This window comes from Microcoleus sp. B9-D4 (assembly GCF_036705105.1).
In the GTDB taxonomy this organism is placed as follows: domain Bacteria; phylum Cyanobacteriota; class Cyanobacteriia; order Cyanobacteriales; family Microcoleaceae; genus Microcoleus.
Window position 1 is genome coordinate 180221 of record NZ_JAUBTS010000004.1, and the last position, 18549, is coordinate 198769.

General features: G+C 47.4%; 14 protein-coding genes. 11 read left to right on the forward strand and 3 right to left on the reverse strand.

The genetic code is table 11. From position 1 onward, the window contains the following. Positions 1 to 98: 98 nt before the first annotated feature. The 4 genes from ftsY (at position 99) to argH (ending at position 5951) form a co-directional block, all read left to right on the forward strand. Positions 99 to 1856, forward strand: a complete 1758-nt coding sequence (ftsY, locus tag QUB24_RS03985) for a signal recognition particle-docking protein FtsY (protein WP_333150861.1) — start codon at positions 99 to 101, stop codon at positions 1854 to 1856. 704 nt (positions 1857 to 2560) lie between these two features. Then, complete coding sequence (locus tag QUB24_RS03990; RefSeq protein ID WP_333150863.1) at positions 2561 to 4048, forward strand: PP2C family protein-serine/threonine phosphatase; 1488 nt, start codon at positions 2561 to 2563, stop codon at positions 4046 to 4048. After that, positions 4038 to 4277, forward strand: a complete 240-nt coding sequence (locus QUB24_RS03995; protein ID WP_333150866.1) for a hypothetical protein — start codon at positions 4038 to 4040, stop codon at positions 4275 to 4277. Before QUB24_RS03990 ends, QUB24_RS03995 begins: the two co-directional genes overlap by 11 nt. A gap of 288 nt (positions 4278 to 4565) precedes the next feature. Beyond that, positions 4566 to 5951 carry an argininosuccinate lyase gene (gene argH / locus QUB24_RS04000; RefSeq protein WP_333150868.1) on the forward strand — a complete coding sequence of 462 codons (1386 nt, stop codon included), beginning with the start codon at positions 4566 to 4568 and terminating at the stop codon, positions 5949 to 5951. A 112-nt stretch (positions 5952 to 6063) separates the two neighbouring features. On the opposite strand, the gene QUB24_RS04005 is transcribed toward argH, so the two are convergent. After that, positions 6064 to 6255 carry a hypothetical protein gene (locus QUB24_RS04005; protein ID WP_190738786.1) on the reverse strand — a complete coding sequence of 64 codons (192 nt, stop codon included), beginning with the start codon at positions 6253 to 6255 and terminating at the stop codon, positions 6064 to 6066. 621 nt (positions 6256 to 6876) lie between these two features. On the opposite strand from QUB24_RS04005, the gene QUB24_RS04010 reads away from it, so the two are divergent. The 4 genes from QUB24_RS04010 (at position 6877) to QUB24_RS04025 (ending at position 8988) form a co-directional block, all read left to right on the forward strand. Then, positions 6877 to 7020, forward strand: coding sequence for a hypothetical protein (locus QUB24_RS04010; protein WP_333150870.1), 144 nt, complete (start codon positions 6877 to 6879; stop codon positions 7018 to 7020). After that, positions 7017 to 7490, forward strand: a complete 474-nt coding sequence (gene bcp / locus QUB24_RS04015) for a thioredoxin-dependent thiol peroxidase (RefSeq protein ID WP_333150871.1) — start codon at positions 7017 to 7019, stop codon at positions 7488 to 7490. The genes QUB24_RS04010 and bcp overlap by 4 nt, the downstream gene beginning before the upstream one ends. Positions 7491 to 7567: 77 nt before the next feature. After that, positions 7568 to 8023: an NUDIX hydrolase gene (locus QUB24_RS04020; protein WP_333082715.1), complete on the forward strand. Its 456-nt coding sequence runs from the start codon at positions 7568 to 7570 to the stop codon at positions 8021 to 8023. 158 nt (positions 8024 to 8181) lie between these two features. Next, positions 8182 to 8988 (forward strand): alpha/beta hydrolase, encoded by an 807-nt coding sequence (locus tag QUB24_RS04025; RefSeq protein ID WP_333150874.1) that lies wholly within the window; start codon positions 8182 to 8184, stop codon positions 8986 to 8988. Between the two features lie 75 nt (positions 8989 to 9063). Here QUB24_RS04025 and QUB24_RS04030 read toward each other — a convergent pair whose 3' ends face one another. Further along, a complete protein-coding gene (locus QUB24_RS04030) occupies positions 9064 to 9975 on the reverse strand; it encodes a pantothenate kinase (protein WP_333150876.1) in 912 nt (303 codons plus the stop codon). Positions 9976 to 10449: 474 nt separating this feature from the next. Between QUB24_RS04030 and QUB24_RS04035 the strand changes: the two genes are divergently transcribed. The 3 genes from QUB24_RS04035 (at position 10450) to QUB24_RS04045 (ending at position 17195) form a co-directional block, all read left to right on the forward strand. Then, the gene (locus QUB24_RS04035) at positions 10450 to 12558 is read left to right on the forward strand and encodes a GAF domain-containing protein (protein WP_333150878.1); all 2109 of its coding nucleotides are present in this window, start codon (positions 10450 to 10452) and stop codon (positions 12556 to 12558) included. 667 nt (positions 12559 to 13225) lie between these two features. Then, positions 13226 to 13366, forward strand: coding sequence for a hypothetical protein (locus QUB24_RS04040; protein WP_333150880.1), 141 nt, complete (start codon positions 13226 to 13228; stop codon positions 13364 to 13366). 610 nt (positions 13367 to 13976) lie between these two features. Next, entirely contained in the window at positions 13977 to 17195 is a 3219-nt protein-coding gene (locus QUB24_RS04045; RefSeq protein WP_333150882.1) for a Calx-beta domain-containing protein, read from the forward strand. 459 nt (positions 17196 to 17654) lie between these two features. Here QUB24_RS04045 and QUB24_RS04050 read toward each other — a convergent pair whose 3' ends face one another. Further along, the gene (locus tag QUB24_RS04050) at positions 17655 to 18185 is read right to left on the reverse strand and encodes a DUF4129 domain-containing protein (RefSeq protein WP_333150884.1); all 531 of its coding nucleotides are present in this window, start codon (positions 18183 to 18185) and stop codon (positions 17655 to 17657) included. Between the last annotated feature and the right edge of the window lie 364 nt (positions 18186 to 18549).

The following is an 18549-nucleotide window of genomic DNA, read 5'->3' on the forward strand; positions in this document are numbered from 1 at the left end:
AGCAGTCATTGGTCATTAGTGATTGGCAATCCGCAATCGGCTCTACACTAGGGACTGAGGACTAATGACTAATAACTATTCTCTATTCCCCATCAACTATGGTATTTAATTGGTTTCGTCGCCAGTACAGCGAAAATAAATCTTCTGAAACAGAGGCAACCCCCGAACAGCCGCCAGATGAGTCGGCAAAATCCGCACCGGTTGAGCCTCAAACAGATGCAGCAGAGCCAGGTTCTCCTGCTGTAGCGGAAGATTATCTCAATTGGGCAAAAGCTGCTTACAAAAATATTCAAAAACAGCAAAAACCAGAAACAGAAGTTTCTGAGACAGCCGCGCCCGATGTTCCAGTAGCCGAAGCAGAAATCGCGACAGTTGCAGAAGTTGCAGAACCGGCGACTATTGAAGCAACCGAGCCGATCGAACTTGAACCAGCACCCACAGCACCAACTGTTGCAGAAGTTCCAGAAGTTGCAGCACCAGCAACAGTGGAAGCAACCGAGGCAAGCGAACTCGATGCAGCCAACCCAGCAGAAATTCCCGAAACTCTGCAACCCACAGCCGGGGCGATAGACATTGCACCTGTTGCTCAACAATTAGAAGTTACAGCAGAAAATATAGAAATTGCCGAACCTGCAACTGAGGTTGTAGAAACCGAATCACTCGCATCCGACGGCCAAGCAGGGGAAGCCCTGCCGTTTTGGGCCAGAGCTCAGGCCGATCGCATGGAGCGCATCGAACGCCTCAAAGAAACCGCCATTGAAGAACCAGACGTAATTGCAGCCGCCGCCGAGAGAGCCGCAATTATCGAAGAAATTCCCGGTTTCGCCTTTGACGAAGGCTTCCTGTGGTCCTCAGAAATCTTAGCCAGTCAAGGCCGCCGCCCAGACCAAGTATCAGTTGAAGAAATCACTTGGCTGCAAAAACTGCGGAAAGGCTTAGAAAGAACTCGTCGCAGCTTAATTAATCGACTAAAGGCGATCGTTGGTCAAGGGCCACTCAATCAAGACGCAGTAGCCGAAATTGAGACTTTGCTCCTGCAAGCCGATGTCGGAGTCGCAGCCACCGACATCATTATCAGTCGCCTCCAAGAAAGACTCAAACAAGAAGTGCTGCCGCCAGAACAGGCTCTAGCCTACCTGAAAACCATCCTGCGCGACATTCTGGACGCTCCCTGTGCCGAAACCGCAGCCGGTAATCCCGCCTACAGCCTGACATTTGCCCCGGAAAAAGACACTTTTAACATCTGGTTAATCGTAGGAGTCAACGGTGCGGGCAAAACTACGACGATCGGCAAACTGGCCCATATTGCCCAAAAATCCGGCTACAAAACCCTGATTGCTGCCGCCGACACTTTCCGCGCCGCCGCCGTCGAACAGGTGAAAGTTTGGGGTTCCCGCAGTGGAGTCGAAATAATTGCCAACCCAGGGAAAAATACCGATCCGGCTGCTGTCGTGTTTGATGCGATCGCCGCCGCCAGCGCCCGCGGCACAGAACTGTTGATCGTAGACACCGCAGGCCGCCTGCAAAACAAAAAAAATCTGATGGACGAATTAAGTAAAATCCGTCGCATTGTAGATAAGAAAGCCCCAGGCGCTACCGTAGAATCTCTACTGGTTTTGGATGCCACACTGGGTCAAAATGGTTTGCGACAGGCAGAAGTATTCGCAGAATCGGCAAAATTAAGCGGAGTAGTATTGACAAAACTCGACGGTTCTGCTAAAGGTGGTGTTGCCCTAGCAGTAGTGCAGCAGCTTGGTCTGCCCATCCGGTTTATTGGAGTCGGGGAAAGCATCGAAGACTTGCGCCCGTTTTCTAGTTACGAATTTGTGGAAGCCCTACTCGATTTTAGATTTTAGATTTTAGATTTTAGATTGATGAGGTATCTGCCAGCCGCCCCGATTTTTGGAGGCGGATACAGAGTTTCAAAATCTCCAATCGTTAACCTCAAACTACCATCGCAGGACTTGCGCCACCACGGACGGCGAGTGAAAACTAAATACCTAGAAACAATACCTTCCCCCTGTTCTTGCTGGGTTGGGTTCAAAGCGCCAGTAGTGTGTCAAATTAAGCTCAAATTTAGTATCAGTCTGCTGTCTGATTGCACAGTCTTCCCGATACCCCTGACCAGGAATTTCAAAGGTGGTACCCGGCACGTGATTTATCCGTGGAATCAATCCCAAATCTCAAATCGAAAATCCTCAAGCCCCCGCATTTATCCGTGGGGTCGCCTCTAAAATCGAAAATCGAAAATCGAAAATCGATTGACCCTCCCCTTAAGAAGGGCGACAGCAAATGGTTAAAGTCCCCCTTCTTAAGGGAAGCCGCTGCGGTCTTGGGGCACCCCAAATAAAGCAAGGGGCGTGGATTTAGGGGTATCTAGACTCAGCGATAAACGAGATTGCTGAAGAATTTCAGACTTAAGTTGATACCAATCTCCGAGTACCGAACCTACTGGCTCAAACCAAACTACTTGTTCTAAAAAAAAGGGGTTTCTGTTGAAGTGGCCCCTAAGTCCTCAATCATTCCTCCTCCGTCTAAGATCGAAAATCACAAATTTAAAATGACTGCTGTGCCTTTGCATCGCCCCTCACCTCAACCTGCTGACCGCCCTTCGGGTCGCAATTCCACCGACGCGACGCCAGTATTTGCCCTCAAAGAACTGGTGGCGCGTTTGCACCGATATCAGCACAACGTTCAAGATATGTTGGGTTCGCTGGGATTTGCCCTGCGAAGTTTTAACAATCTCAACCAATTTTTGGAGTTGGTTCCTTTGGTGGCGACTCGCGTTACGGACGCCGACGGGGGAGCTCTAGTGCTGTTCAAACCCAACGGTCAAGTCAGGTTCCAGCAGTTGCATTGTCAGGAAGGACGGCAGTGCCAAGATATGCGAAAAGCCCTGGAAATAGCCACCAGGCAAGCTACAGCAGGTGCGGGCGCTACTGCTGGAACGTTTTCGGAAACCTCTGGGCAAACTTCTAGTCTAGACCTGCAAGTCGGTCGTTATTTGGGCCCGGATGTTCATTTGTTTGGGGCGCCAATTTTAGTCAACAATTTGGAACGCGGACGGCTTTATGTTTTTAGCAGTGATCCGCAATATCTCTGGACTCCCAGCAGACAGAAATTAGTTCGGTTGGTGGCGGATCAAACCGCAGTGGCTATTTGCAAAGACGAACTTACTGTTAAGTTGGCGGAAAAAGACCGCTTAGACAGAGAGTTAGAAATCGGGGCGGAAATTCAATTGCGGCTGCAACCCCGCAGTTGTCCCAAAATTCCCGGTGTTGACGTGGCCGCCCGCTGCCAAACTGCTAGCAGAGTCGGCGGAGATTATTATGATTTTATTCCCGCTGACTATGACCCGATCGGCAAGGAGAATGAGGGGGAACACCCCCCATCCCTAATTAAAAATCTCAAGTCCAAAATCGACAAGGGCCGCTGGAGCATTGTGATCGGCGATGTGATGGGCAAAGGAGTACCGGCGGGCCTGTTGATGACGATGACACGGGGTATGCTGCGGGCGGAGGTTTTGAACCGCCACTCGCCGTCGAGAATTTTGCAACATTTAAACCGGGTTATGCACGCGGATTTGGAAAATTCCCACCGTTTTGTGACTCTGTTTTATTCGGAGTATGATCCGAAAACTCGCGTTTTGTCTTACAGCAATGCTGCTCACCACCCGCCTTTGCTGTGGCAAGCTGCTACTAATTCGATTCTTCAGCTTGATACTTTGGAGGGAATGTTAATTGGCCTGGATGCTGATTCGCATTACCAAGAAGCTCAAGTGCAATTGCAGCCAGGAGATACTATTATTTATTACACAGACGGATTTACCGATGCTTCTAATCAAAGGGGCGATCGCTTTGATGAGGATAACTTGACCTCGGCTTTTCAGTGGGCCTGTCAAAATTATCAGCAGTCTGAAGAAATTTTGGATTATTTGTTCGATCGCGTACACCAGTTTATCGGCATCGGCAATCGTAACGAAGATGACATGACACTGGTTGTACTGAGGGTAACACCTTTAGCAGGAGAAAATCACCATGATAGTTAATTTAATGCCGGAAATTACTGCTGGATTAACCAGTTCGATTACTTGGAACGATGTCGCTCACGTGTTAGTTTTGAAATCTCATTTGAGTTCGACGGTGGTTTTGGCTCAAAGTTACGAAATTTTTACCAATGTCCAGAAAGCTTGGAACAATTTTGTTTCGACTGGTCAAATAGGAGCTTTTATTATAGGTATTTTTGTTGGCTGGTTCTTTAAAGGGATTTTTCGTTAGAGTTATTGTCGCCGAAGGTATCTGGAACGGATTTAAAAGGTTTGTAGCCCAAAGTTCACTTCTTTCTGATGCAGCAAAAGTTTCACAATTTTGTAGTCCAGACTTCAGTTTTTTCGGGTCAAAAGATGTATAAAAAGTTTGTAGTCAGGAGTTAAGTTTTTTATTGCCGAATTGGGAATGGAGGACTAAAGTCCAGAATAAAAACCGGAGGAAGGACTAAAGTCTTTGCTACAAATCGGTTTTTATAGACTTCTGCAAGAGAGATATAATCTAGTTTTAGCTTGAGCAATGACAACACAACAAAAAACTTGGAGTCAAAGATTTGAATCGGCGCTGCACCCGGCGATCGCCCGATTCAATGCTAGTATTGGCTTCGATATTGAATTGATTGAGTATGACTTGACTGGTTCTGTCGCTCACGCTAAAATGCTGGCCAAAACGGGGATTATTTCCGCAGCAGAAGGCGAACAGTTAGTCAATGGTTTGGAACAGATTCGCCGCGAATACCGCCAAGGACTTTTTGTTCCGGGAGTTGATGCAGAAGACGTTCACTTCGCTGTAGAGAAGCGGCTGACGGATATCGTGGGGGATGCTGGGAAAAAGTTGCACACTGCCCGATCGCGCAACGATCAAGCCGGCACTGATACTCGCTTGTATTTGCGCGATCGCATCGCCGAAATTCGGGAGCAATTGCGGGAATTTCAAGGGGTTTTGCTCGATCTTGCCGATCGTAACGTGGAAACTTTAATTCCCGGTTACACTCATTTGCAGCGCGCTCAGCCGATCAGTTTGGCTCATTACCTGTTAGCTTATTTTGAAATGACCGATCGCGATTGGGAACGTCTCGGCGATATCTGCAAGCGGGTGAATATTTCGCCTTTGGGTTGTGGCGCGCTGGCGGGGACGACTTTCCCGATCGACCGACATTATACTGCCGAACTCTTGCATTTTGACAAGGTTTATGCTAATAGCTTAGATGGAGTGAGCGATCGAGATTTTGCGATCGAATTTCTCGCTGCCGCCAGCTTGATTCTGGTACACCTGAGCCGCTTGTCAGAAGAAATGATTTTGTGGTCTTCTCACGAATTTGGATTTATTACGCTCAAAGATAGCTGCGCTACTGGTTCTAGCATCATGCCCCAGAAAAAAAATCCCGACGTGCCGGAGTTGGTGCGGGGCAAAGCGGGGCGGGTGTTCGGTAACTTACAAGCTTTGTTGGTAGTAGTGAAGGGACTTCCTTTGGCCTACAACAAAGATTTGCAAGAAGATAAAGAGGCTTTGTTTGATACCGTAAGAACGGTAAAGGGTTGCTTGGAAGCAATGACCATTTTGTTGCGCGAAGGCATCGAGTTTAATGGCGATCGCCTCGCCGCAGCAGTTACGGAAGACTTTTCTAACGCTACAGACGTAGCCGACTACTTGGCCGCCAAAGGCGTTCCCTTCCGGGAAGCTTACAACCTTGTTGGCAAAGTCGTCAAAACTTGCCTTTCGGGGGGCAAACTCCTCAAAGATTTGACACTTGAGGAGTGGAAAGACTTGCACCCAGCCTTTGAGACAGACATTTACAGCGCGATCGCACCTCAGCAAGTGGTGGCAGCTCGCAATAGTTACGGGGGTACCGGGTTTGAACAAGTGAGAAAATCACTTATCGCTGCGCGCGATCGAATCGCCTAAACATCTCGCCTAAACATCGTTGAATTATTGGACAAATTCCGGCTGGCTATCTCTCCTTAGAACGAGCGTGTTTTCCACTCTGGTTCTAAGTTCGGCAGATAGCCTGACTCAATTAATCTTCAGCAGCAGCCATGTCTTTGTCTCTGCCGCCACCGCTCATGGCGCCCATGCCACCGCCGTTACCGCCGTCAAATCGTCTTCTCTTGTTGGAGAACATATCTTGATTTCTCCGCTTACGAAACTTGCGAGCGTATGCTTGATTTCGTTGTGCCTTCTCTTTCTTGAGATTGCGGCGCTTAGCCATTCTGACCTCACTAATAAACATTGACAGTCCCCGGGCTTTCACGCCCAGGGATTCTTAAGTTTGACACTCTGTGCACTCTTGGTGACTGAGATTCTTGGTTCAGCGAAGTCACTTGCTTGTAACAGGATTTCTCCAGCCAAAATATAGGTGTCTTCTCCCCAAGCGTAAATTCCGGTATGTCCTACCGTACTCGATCGGTTCTCTTTCTGTAGCTAGGTTTTCTTCAAATTTAGCTTTCGTGACGCTGCCACAACAATCGCAAGCGATATGGTTTAGGCTTCTGAGTCCTGTTAAGGAGATCGAGAACTTCCTTCAAGGTACTCCCATCGTTTCCCTCTACGGCGTTTTAAAGTGAGGAACACGTCCAGCCCCACTGATATTATAAAAAGGAATTGGTTCGTCTCGTTGTCCACCTCTCCACGGCTCAAAGCTATGCTTTTGAGATTATGAACGGGTGGAATCAGGAGTTTGACGCGCCTTTTATCCCACACTAACCTTTGATCGGTATAGTGTGGGGATTCCTGTCTGCCTAGCTAAACCGCAACACCGTTAGGTGTGACTACGCACTCAACTAATCCAGTTAAGTTTTTACGTGGGCTAGTTATACTCAATTTTAGACCGATGACGATCATAGCACACCCGGTACAAGACCCAGAAAAAAGAACACCGGGATTCAAGTCACTGGGAATCTGGGTGCGATCGGGACGCAATGTTGTCAATCTTGCAGAAGATTTGTATAAACTCTTGACAAAATACGACAAATGACTATCAATCCCGGTGACGTAGCTCCTGTCTTCAGCCTGCCCGACGCGCAAGGCAATGTTTTCAATCTTGCAGATTTTCGAGGGCGGCGAGTTGTAGTTTATTTTTACCCTAGGGACAATACCCCAGGCTGTACTAAAGAAGCTTGCGGCTTTCGCGACATTTACTTAAATTACCAGTCGCGCAATATAGCAGTCCTCGGCGTCAGTACAGACGGGGCCGCGGCCCACGCCAAGTTTGCAGCTAAATATCAACTGCCTTTTCCCTTGCTTTGCGACTTAAACGCCGAAGTCGCTACCGCCTACGGCTGTTACGGACTCAAAAAGTTTATGGGAAAAGAGTTTATGGGAATTACTCGATCAACCTTCGCGATCGACCCTGATGGTAGGATTGAAAAGGTTTACCGCAAAGTCAAACCAGAATCTCACGCAGCGGAGATATTAGCAGACTTGCCAGACCTCTGGCCTGAATGAAAAATTAAAAATTAAGACCCCGGAGCTGCGAGCTAGGAGGTCTGAATTTACTTTCTCCTAAACAAGCTTTTGAGTTTATGCGTCGATTGTGGCAAATTGTACAAACTGTGCTGGGACTGATTTTTCGACATCCCGTCACTGGTACTGCGGTGATTCCCGTATTGCCTGACGGGCGAATTGTGTTAATTCGCCGCCGCGACAACGGTCGCTGGGCACTGCCGGGAGGTATGGTGGATTGGGGAGAGGATATTCCCACAACTGTGCGGCGGGAATTAGCGGAGGAAACAGGACTCGATTTAGTCAAAATCCGTCGCTTGGTGGGTGTTTATTCCGCTGCAGATCGAGACCCTCGCCTGCACTCGATTTGTATCGTGGTGGCAGCAGAGGTCGAGGGAAAGATGCAAGTTCAGGATACGCTTGAAGTCAGCGAGGTTGAGGCTTTTTTGCCCGCATCGCTGCCGGAGGGCGCACTCAGCCACGATAACGACCAACACTTACAGGACTATTTTCAAGGCCTGACAACTTTGGCGTAAATCGGCGGGGTATCCAAATTTGAGAAAAGTCGGAAATTACCTCGCCCTCAAAAATTGTCTGTTATGAATGTGGAATTAATTTTCACTGTTTTCCTACTTTTATTCACAAACTCTGAACATTAAATTAATCATCTTTTTATTACTAAATATTTAACCGGATGTACTCACCGCTACGAAATTCTCGGGTCAAACTCTCTGTAGGGCAAATCTTTTGGCACGAAGTCGGTCAAGGCCCGAATTTAGTATTTTTGCACGGTTCTTGGCACGACAGCAGTCAGTGGCTGAGGACGATCGAACATTTGAGCCCCTTCTACCACTGCTTCGCACCGGATTTGCTGGGGTTTGGCGACTCGGAACGCCGGAATCTGCATTATTCGATCGACTTGGAAGTAGAATGTCTCGCCCAATACATCGATACTTTGAAGTTGCGACAGGTTTATTTAATCGCTCACTCTCTGGGCGGCTGGGTGGCCACCAGCTACGCTATCAAATATCCCGATCGAGTTCAGGGTTTGGTGTTGTTGGCCCCAGAAGGTGTCAAGGTTGGCAACCGGCGGGGGCGGTGGCAGACGGCTAGCTGGCTAATGGGCAAACCTCCGCTGGCTTTGTGGTTGCTGCGATCGATCTATCCAATTGCTAAGTTGCTGGGTAGCCAAAAAAAGATTGACGGATTGCTAAAGTTCAGACAGCAGTTGATGCAGTCCCCTGTTGCCGTGCAGTTGCTGTTCGGGCGGCGGCGGGCGGAAATTACAGCGGAATTAGTCGAGGAGAATTTGCCTTTGCTGAAAGCGCCTGTTTTGCTGTTGCACGGTTCTGAAGATACTCCTGCAGCTTCGTCTCTGTGTCAATCCTATGCTGCTCTGGCTCCTAATGCCGAACTGCAATTGGTCAGTCCGGGGGAAAGCAATTTGCCGCAGGAAGCCCCGGATGTTGTCGCTAAGTATATTCGCGAGTTTGCTAGGTGAATTGGTCATTGGTCATTGGTCATTGGTCATTGGTCATTGGTCATTGGTCATTGATCAAATGACAACAGTCAACAGTCAACAGTCAACAGTTAACAGGCTAATTCCCCAAAAAATAGCCTCTGGTGCGTCAATTAAGCCGGAGGCTGTATCAGGAAAGGCTGCGGTGAGGTATTTTAAAAGCATAGTGCGATCGCCCCCCGTGACCGCAATTTTGCTATCAGGAAACAAACATCGCCAATCTTCAATAAAATCCCTAACTCCTGCCACCGTCGCATACACAACTCCGCTTTGAATTGCTCCAGCAGTGTCTGTCGCCCAGCGGTGCGGCAGATTTTGTGGTAGGCTAATTAAAGGTAATGCAGCAGTTTTTTTACCTAACGACGATAACTGCAAACCCAAACCTGGTAAAATTGCGCCCCCAACTAAATACCTATTGACATCAGCCCCAGTAAATGTTAAAGCTGTACCAGCATCTATAAGTAAAACTGGCCAACCAAATTGGTTGCCAGCGCCCAGTAAAGCCAAAGCTCTGTCAATTCCCAGGGTAGGATAGAGTCCCCCGATCGGCAACTGGTCTAAAGTAATAATTCGGATATCAGGATAACTCTGCCAAATTGCTGTTTGCTGGGTAACTACTGAAGCCAAAATTAGAGGCAGTTGCACGAAAGAAAGTGTGTGAGGATTAGAAAAAGCGGGAGTAGCAGGAAGACAAAGGAGATTTTGAGCAGATATTTCCTCGATAGACCTCCTTACTGTTTGCACCAAATATTCTGCCTTTTCCTGCTCCGAGAGCGAGGAAACAGTATCAGCATTGAGATGCTCTGTATCCCATGTTTTCTTCAGAGTTTTGCCCGCAAATAATCCCCAGTGCAGTCGGGAGTTGCCGATCGCCAAAGCTATTTTAATCTGGGCTTTACCTATCCATCCAGAAGTAATGTTGTCGGTGCTTGCTGGCGAACGAAAATTGTCGGGAATTGAATTTTCCATGTTGAGCTAGCCGGCGCAAACATTGAACTAAAGATAGATTTTAGATGAATTTTATTCGCTTAAACGGGCGGTTAACTCTATTTGACATCTGAGCTAAAGCATCCAGGATACCCGCCACGTGATTCATTCCGAAAGCAGACTCAGGACCGGTGAAATAAAAAACCTGCATCCGATAAAGGCGGTCCCGAATTTATCCGTGGGGTCAATGCTTCAATTCTTTAATCTAAAATCTCAAATCTAACATCGATTGACCAAGTTCCATGCCACGCGCCAAATAGTATTGTCGGCTGCAGAGGGCAGAGTTGCTAAATATAAATATTTGTAAAGCAAATAATTGCTTTGCTCAGGCAGCATCCTTTATAATGTCTTAAGATATTCCAAAAGTCCTGGTAGCTGCGATGGGGCTGTTGGCGGGGTAAGCACAGGTTTATAAAACCAGACTCAATCAAAATACTGTACAACTGCTGAGTAAATATGTCTTTACAAATACAAGAACACGAAAACCCCTGGCACAGAGTAACTTCGCGGTTGCCTGAATCTGAAAACTGGATGCAGCAAGAAAGTCTTTCGCTGCCGGAAGTAGACCAACAAAAAGCCATAATTGTGCAGATGCAGCAGCAAGTTCAGTTATCAAACTTGCTGAACCAAATTAATAACGAAATTCGCAGTACACTTGACATAGAAGAAATTTTGACATCGGCCTGCAGATTGCTCGGGCAAGCATTACAGTGCAGCCGCGTGAGCATTTTAGTCAAAGAATCAAATACAGAAAAAACTTTAGTTACGCGCGGAGAGTACAACGCGGGGGACTATCCGATTCAACTGGGAATGAAAGTACCGATGAGTGACAACCCGCATTTGGCTGCCGTCGTGTCTCAGCAAGAGTCCCTAGCATTGACGAAGTTTCTCGATTTTCCGGGATTGAACCCACAAACCCGAAACATTGCCGAAGCTTTGGAGATTAAGTCAATGCTGGCAGTAGCTACTCGCTATCAAGGTGAAGTGAATGGCATAATTGGCTTGCATCAGTGCGATCGCGAACGGGAATGGACTGATTGGGAAAGGCAGCTTTTAGAAGGGGTAGGATCGCAATTGGCGATCGCGATCAATCAAGCCAAACTCTATAGCAAAACCAGGCGCCAAGCCGAACGAGAATCGCTGCTACGGCTGATTGGCAACCAAATTCGCAGTACCCTGGATCTGGGAACTATCCTGGAAACAGCGGTGAGGGAAGTCCGCCAACTGTTGCAGTGCGATCGAGTAATTATCTATCAGTTTCAAGACAACTGGCAAGGAAAAGTTGTTGTTGAAAACATGACTGTTCCTTGGCCTTCAATTTTAGGAGATATGGGGGCTGATAAGTGTTTCCGGGGAGATTACGCCGATCTTTACCAGCAAGGGCGAGTCAAAGCAATTAATGATATTTTTAATGCTGGTTTAGAGCCTTGTCATGTCGATTTCTTAGATAGTTTGCAGGTAAAAGCTAATCTGATTGTGCCAATTGTTACATCCAGAACTGAAGAAAATACCTCCGACACAGCCGGAAGCTATAATCCTAAATTTCCCGGTAGGCTGTGGGGTTTGCTGATTGCTCACGAGTGCGGGGATACCCGCAATTGGCAGCGGCAAGAGATGGAGTTGCTATCCCAAATAGCCAACCAAATGGCGATCGCCATTCAGCAAGCAGAACTTTACAGCCAAGTCCAAGATGCTGCGGTAAAATCTCAAGCTCAAACCCAGCAGTTGCAGGCTGCGTTAGAAGAATTGCGATCGACACAGCAGCAATTGATTCAAAGCGAAAAAATGTCAGGTTTGGGGCAAATGGTAGCGGGAATTGCTCATGAAATTAACAACGCCAACAATTTCATCCACGCTAACTTGTTTCACGCTCAAGAATATTTTAAAGCGTTGAACGAAGCTCTAGAACAGGCCGGAAATGCCTGCCCGGAAGCAGCGGCAGCAATTGTCAGAATCAATGAAGAACTAGAACTCGATTACATTCGAGAAGACTTTGGTAAACTGCTCAATTCTATGCGGGAAGGAAGCGGGAGGATTCGCTCGATCGTGATGACGCTGCGAAATTTTTCTCGTTTAGACCACGCTGAATTAAAACCCGTAGATTTAAATGAAGGTTTAGAAAGCAGTTTCTTGATGCTGCAAAATAAGCTAAAAACCCATATCAAAATAGACAAGCAATACGGCAGTTTGCCGCCCGTCCAATGTCATGCCAGTCAAATTAACCAAGTATTTTATAATTTGATTGACAATGCTTTAGATGCCCTTCAGTTAACGAGCAAACCGGGGGAATTAACCATCCGCAGTTGGCAAAGCGAGCCGGACTGGGTAACAATCTCTGTCCGCGACACGGGAAGTGGCATTCCTGCAGAAATTCAAGACAAGATTTTTGACCCATTTTTTACTACTAAACCTGTGGGTAAAGGCACTGGTTTGGGACTTTCAGTGTGCTATCAGGTAATTGTCCAAGCTCACGGTGGCAAGATCCGTTGCGTCAGTCAGGTTGGCGAAGGAAGTGAGTTTATTGTAGAGCTGCCGCTGACAAATCAGAGGAGGGTAAGTGTATAATTCCTGCTTTAGTCAGATTCACCCTGTTTGGTCACTCTGGCAGTAGTATAGAACCCATTTGACTTCTTGGCGTTGCTTAATCAGGGTATGAAAAAAATAATTTTAAAATCCAAAAGCTTTGTGGATACTGGTTTCTCTGACGACGGGCATATTTAGCGTTTCGTACCGTAAATCAGCAACGCCGACATCTTTTAGCGATCGTCAATCACATTACGGATCACCAATAAACTTGGTTTTTTACGATCGCATTTTTAATCGGAACTTACCCCCTGCGGGGGTAGTTCTGGGGGCTGTATTCTTTGTCCCGTCTCGGTTTTAGCGACTTGACTGCCGACAAACCGCAGTCATGTATTTAAGATTTTCTTAATATTTAGGGCGAGAGTATTGTTCTCTGATGAATTTAAGCAAAAACCCCGCCACATAAGGGTTGTAAGAGATTGTAGTCATATAAAAGACTTGGACGCTCCGGGCAAGTCTCACCTGGCAATGGTTTCAGAGGGAACTTAACCCCGCACACGGGGTAAGTTCCGTTTAATGGAATCAGATTTAACTTACGCCCGAACCCCAATTTTCAGAAATTCCCAACTGAGTTATGCTTAGGCATATAAAATTCTAAGTATTTTTACTAATAATTGTCTCTGCTGATTCACTTTTGTCCGCTGAAGCAGTGAAAGCTGCCTCTTGGGGGGCGGCGAATGTGGGATTTAAGCTCTCCTCTACAGATATGGAAAACCCGCTTTTTATGGGGCAGAAAAAAAGATCGCAATTTTTCCGGATAAAACTTATTGATGATGAAAGTAAGGAATAATCGCGTTCCTGAATACAGGTATAAATCAACTTTTCGCTTGATGTTACACAACTCACCCTCAAGCGGGCTTATAGTCATTTGGCAATCTTGAATTCATACCTGTATTCAGCAACATCCTAAATTATGTACTCATGGCAAAGATCCGACTTTTCCGACTTTAGGATCCGACTTTTCCGACTTACAGAGACAGGGGTTCTAAGCCATGATAGAGAGAGGGGAAAGTCAACCCACGATATCTAGATTGTAAAGATATTGTGAACCGGCGTTGCTGAATAGGGTATGCAATTTGTAGGGCAAATCCCCCCGTGGTTGCCACACCGCTGACGGGCTAAGCACTTAGAATTACCCCTACAAGCTTTGATTCAGCAGCGCCAGAATAAGCATCTATATTAAGTAGGGAAGTAATTACACTTAACATTTAATCAGGGGCAATCAAGCCTTGAACTGCTTATTGGGCAAGCATTTGGGCAGGGTAAGCATTTTTATTGGATTTACCTGCACCTACTTATGACGAAATTTTTCTTGCAGTGACCGATAACGATAAAGAAAGCCCAACCTCTGGTTTTCAGTCACTTCTAATCATTAATTACTCATCATCAAAGGAGAAGCTATGGCTACTTCATTCAATGGTTCTTTGGGTCAAAACACTAATTACAGCAGCATCAGTGACCTAATTACACAATGGCCTACTGCCGCCCAGAATCAAGGCATCCAACTGTCTGGGATAGCTTTTGATGGCGTGGAAACGAACTACACTAACCCTACTGTCATCAGCAACCTCACCTTAGCAACGAACGAAAACCCTAAAAGCTGGTTGAGCTACGGCGGTCCCGGTGGTATTGGTGTCGCATCTGATTATCCTGGTTGGTTCACCGATGTCAATAAACTTCGGGCGGAAATCAACTATGACCCCAACACCAATAAATCTCAGGTGCTGAAGGTGAAATGGGCAGATAACAAAGACATTACTAGCGCCACGATCGGCCTGAGTGGATTACTTCCCAAATCAAGTTCTACTACAGTGGACGATCAAGGTAATGAAGTTGGTTTGCTGCAACTCTTTAATAATGGGGCGCCGGTATCGGCCAGCAATTTTACGATCACTCGCGTCAACGCTCCTGCCACTCCAAAACCTCTCTCTGTGTCTTCAGATGGAGTGACTTTCATTGGCGATCGTACCGATGGCAATTTCACATTCCAGATACAAGCAAATTCCACTAGCGTTGCTTTTGACGAATTACGGTTCTCCGCCAAAGACTACGATAGCCCCACCGCTGCCTACGCCACTACCACCTCCGTCAAAAGCGATAGTTCCGACTACCTAGTGCGGAGTATTCAATATCAAGGCCTTGATGTGACGCCGACGCCGACGCCGACGCCGACGCCGACATCTCCAAGTATCTTCCAGTTCGCCCAACCAAATTACACGGTGGCTGAAGGCAACGTGGCGACGATTAACGTTACTCGCACCGGTGGCACGGCGGCTGCATCGATTAACTACGCTACAGTTGACGGTTCGGCAAGTTCAGCAGGCACTGCAGCGGATTACACTCGGGCGGCGGGGGCGTTGAATTTTGCTGCGGGGCAAACAACAGCTAGTTTCACCGTGACGGCTTTGAGTGATTTGACATTGGAATCATCGCCGGAAACGGTGAATTTGGTGCTCTTCGGTGGCAATGTCGGCAGTAATACGTCTATTTTGACGATTAATGATGTGCCGCCAACTCCGACGCCAACGCCGACGCCGACATCTCCAAGTATCTTCCAGTTCGCCCAACCAAATTACACGGTGGCTGAAGGCGGGGTGGCTACGATTAACGTTACTCGCACCGGTGGCACGGCGGCGACATCGATTAACTACGCTACAGTTGACGGTTCGGCAAGTTCAGCAGGCAGTGCACCGGATTACACTGGGACGACGGCGGGGGTGTTGGATTTTGCTGCGGGGCAAACTACCGCTAGTTTCACCGTGACGGCTTTGAGTGATTTGAGTTTGGAATCATCGCCGGAAACGGTGAATTTGGTGCTCTTCGGTGGCAATGTCAGTAATCCCTCAATTTTGACGATTAATGATGTGCCGCCGACGCCGGGGACAACTCCGGCGCCGACGCCGACATCTCCAAGTCTCTTCGAGTTCGCCCAACCAAATTACACGGTGGCTGAAGGTGGCGTGGCGACGATTAACGTTACTCGCACCGGTGGCACGGCGGCGACATCGATTAACTACGCTACTCTTGACGGTTCGGCAAGTTCAGCAGGCAGTGCACCGGATTACACTGGAACGTCGGCGGGGGTGTTGGATTTTGCTGCGGGGCAAACAACCGCTAGTTTCACCGTGACGGCTTTGAGTGATTTGAGTTTGGAATCATCGCCAGAAACGGTGAATTTGGTGCTCTTCGGTGGCAATGTCAGTAATCCCTCAATTTTGACGATTAATGATGTGCCCCCACCTCCGGCGCCTACCTCTCCAAGTCTCTTCGAGTTCGCCCAACCAAATTACACTGTGGCTGAAGGCGGCGTGGCTACGATTAACGTTACTCGCACCGGTGGCACGGCGGCGGCATCGATTAACTACGCTACTCTTGACGGTTCGGCAAGTTCACCAGCGGATTACACTGGGACGGCGACGGGGGTGTTGGATTTTGCTGCGGGGCAAACTACCGCTAGTTTCACTGTGACGGCTTTGAGTGATTTGAGTTTGGAATCGCCGGAAACGGTGAATTTGGTGCTCTTCGGTGGCAATGTCAGTAATACGTCAATTTTGACGATTAATGATGTGCCCCCACCTCCGGCGCCTACGTCTCCAAGTCTCTTCGAGTTCGCCCAACCAAATTACACGGTGGCTGAAGGCGGCGCGGCTACGATTAACGTTACTCGCACCGGTGGCACGGCGGCGGCATCGATTAACTACGCTACTCTTGACGGTTCGGCAAGTTCACCAGCGGATTACACTGGGACGGCGACGGGGGTGTTGGATTTTGCTGCGGGGCAAACTACCGCTAGTTTCACTGTGACGGCTTTGAGTGATTTGAGTTTGGAATCATCGCCGGAAACGGTGAATTTGGTGCTCTTGGGTGGCAATGTCGGCAGTAATACGTCACTTTTGACGATTAATGATGTGGTGCCGCCAACCAGCTATTTCTTCAGTGCGGATACTTACAGCGCCACGGAGGGCGAAAATGCGCTGATTACCATCAATCGCAGTGGCGACCTTTCGCAACAGAGTGTGATTATCTTCAGCACGAGTGACAGTACTGCTGACTCTACTGGCTCTACTGGTTTTCCGGATTACTTCAGTGTGACTCAAGGGATCATTTTTGCAGCCGGACAAACTAGCGTACAAGTTGGGGTTCCAACTTTTCCTGACAATTTTTTTGGTGGCCCTATCGGGGAGCCTCCTGAAACGGTGAATTTGTTCTTGACTGGTGGCAGTTTGGCTAGTCCGTCACAGGCAGTTTTGAGCATTATTGATCCTGATTTTGTGGCTCCGACTTTCTTCTTTTACGGTTCGTCTCCTGATTCTATTCTTGATGGTGGTTTTGGAGGTGTTACGATTAATCGGACTGGCAATACTTCGGTTGTGGCTTCGGTGGACTATTTGATTGCTCCTGCTGGTGGTGCTCCACCTGTGTTGGGCCAAGACTACAACCTTTTAAGTTCATTTCCTGTGACTTCTTCGGGAGGCACGGTTAACTTTAATCCGGGTGAAACTAGCGTTAGTCTGGCAATTTACAATCGTCCTGGTTTGACTGGTGGGCCGGTGAATTTAAGCTTTGGCCCAAATACGAGTCTGGGCACTCCGACAAACACTACAATTACTCTGCTTTAAGACTGTTAGTAGGGCGAGGAATCCTTGCTCTACTAATATGTCCCGCAAGTAGTTAAATGCTTTTTATCAGTCTGATTCCTCACTACAGCTTTTTTCAAGAAAGTGAGGTAGGCAGGTAAAATCTTCGCTGTGTGACAGTCGCTGGCACCGACAACTAATGGGATTCACCTACAGGGCTGATTGTGGGCGACCTCGACCCGAATCCCATTGCTGGTGCTAGTTTCGTCACATTCAACCCATTTGCTAGTCCGGTCTGATAGCACCCTTTCAAGGTCGTACTCTTAGATGCTACGTGCATTATTCGAGTACGACCTTGAACTCTTGTATATTGAAAAAAGTAGATTGCAATTGGCTATTGGGTGGGGGTTTTTGAGATTGTTGGTTTGTGGTAATTATTGTTTGTAAAACCAGACCCTAAAATTATCGATTGGATATTATTGTTTTTTGGCGTTTACCTAGTTAATCATTAATTTGTTGATAAGCTTGCTGACACTGTTCAAAGGTTGAGGCGTCAGCTTCCGTATTCCCAAAATATAGTTGCTCATGTATTCTTATCAAAGTTTCGTAAGGCACTGGCTGGGGTAATTGCTGGATTAATTGCAAATATTCGCCATCAGTGCGGCTGGGTTGGTCAACCACGGTTCCCGCATCATTTAACCGCTGCAACACCGCCATGTAAAGACAGCGGCAAGCTTGGCGGTATTTGCCTTGCTGCTGCAACTTTTGCGATCGCAACAACCACTCTGCTACGGACAAATCTTTAATTGTTTGTTTCGCACTGCCATCTGTTGTTTGATTCCTCTTTTTGAAATTATGAATATAAAAACGTAACAGTTGCCAAATCTGCCAACTCGCCCCGACTGCGAGCAATGCTAAGATTAACCAAAAGGTGGCTTTAGCGATCGCCCACAAGATGGGAGAATCAAACCAAGATGGCACTTTGACATTCGGTATATTTTGGGCAGTTTTTAGTTCCCACCACTCCTGCAATGGCTGTTGCGACTGTCCTAATTGTCACCCCAAATTAGTTTTATCAAAGGAACTTTCGGACATAGCTTTACTTCACTGAATCGATTTTGCCCTGTGGATTTGGGCTTTTTTTATGCGATCGTCTTACTGCACATTTTGTACAAGTTAAGTGGCTACTAACTAATTGACTGCTCGATCGCAATTTCCATGCAAAACTCAGTACCTCGATCGCCCAATCGATCAAACTTGCTTTCCATACCACACATATTTGCTTTTTGTCAAGAGATAGAGAACACTTTTGGGATGCTTAACTGAGTGATAGGAAATTTGATAAAGATTTACAAAAGAAACGTGTCAGAATGAAGACAATAAGGTAATGGGTAAC

What these genes read in the sequence shown, in the direction of transcription:
- QUB24_RS04020 (WP_333082715.1), top strand. Translation starts at nt 7,568, where the DNA reads ATGCGTCGATTGTGGCAAATTGTACAAACTGTGCTGGGACTGATTTTT.
- QUB24_RS04005 (WP_190738786.1), bottom strand. Translation starts at nt 6,255, where the DNA reads ATGGCTAAGCGCCGCAATCTCAAGAAAGAGAAGGCACAACGAAATCAA.
- QUB24_RS04045 (WP_333150882.1), top strand. Translation starts at nt 13,977, where the DNA reads ATGGCTACTTCATTCAATGGTTCTTTGGGTCAAAACACTAATTACAGC.
- QUB24_RS04030 (WP_333150876.1), bottom strand. Translation starts at nt 9,975, where the DNA reads ATGGAAAATTCAATTCCCGACAATTTTCGTTCGCCAGCAAGCACCGAC.
- bcp (WP_333150871.1), top strand. Translation starts at nt 7,017, where the DNA reads ATGACTATCAATCCCGGTGACGTAGCTCCTGTCTTCAGCCTGCCCGAC.
- QUB24_RS04025 (WP_333150874.1), top strand. Translation starts at nt 8,182, where the DNA reads ATGTACTCACCGCTACGAAATTCTCGGGTCAAACTCTCTGTAGGGCAA.
- QUB24_RS03995 (WP_333150866.1), top strand. Translation starts at nt 4,038, where the DNA reads ATGATAGTTAATTTAATGCCGGAAATTACTGCTGGATTAACCAGTTCG.
- QUB24_RS03990 (WP_333150863.1), top strand. Translation starts at nt 2,561, where the DNA reads ATGACTGCTGTGCCTTTGCATCGCCCCTCACCTCAACCTGCTGACCGC.
- ftsY (WP_333150861.1), top strand. Translation starts at nt 99, where the DNA reads ATGGTATTTAATTGGTTTCGTCGCCAGTACAGCGAAAATAAATCTTCT.
- QUB24_RS04035 (WP_333150878.1), top strand. Translation starts at nt 10,450, where the DNA reads ATGTCTTTACAAATACAAGAACACGAAAACCCCTGGCACAGAGTAACT.
- argH (WP_333150868.1), top strand. Translation starts at nt 4,566, where the DNA reads ATGACAACACAACAAAAAACTTGGAGTCAAAGATTTGAATCGGCGCTG.
- QUB24_RS04010 (WP_333150870.1), top strand. Translation starts at nt 6,877, where the DNA reads ATGACGATCATAGCACACCCGGTACAAGACCCAGAAAAAAGAACACCG.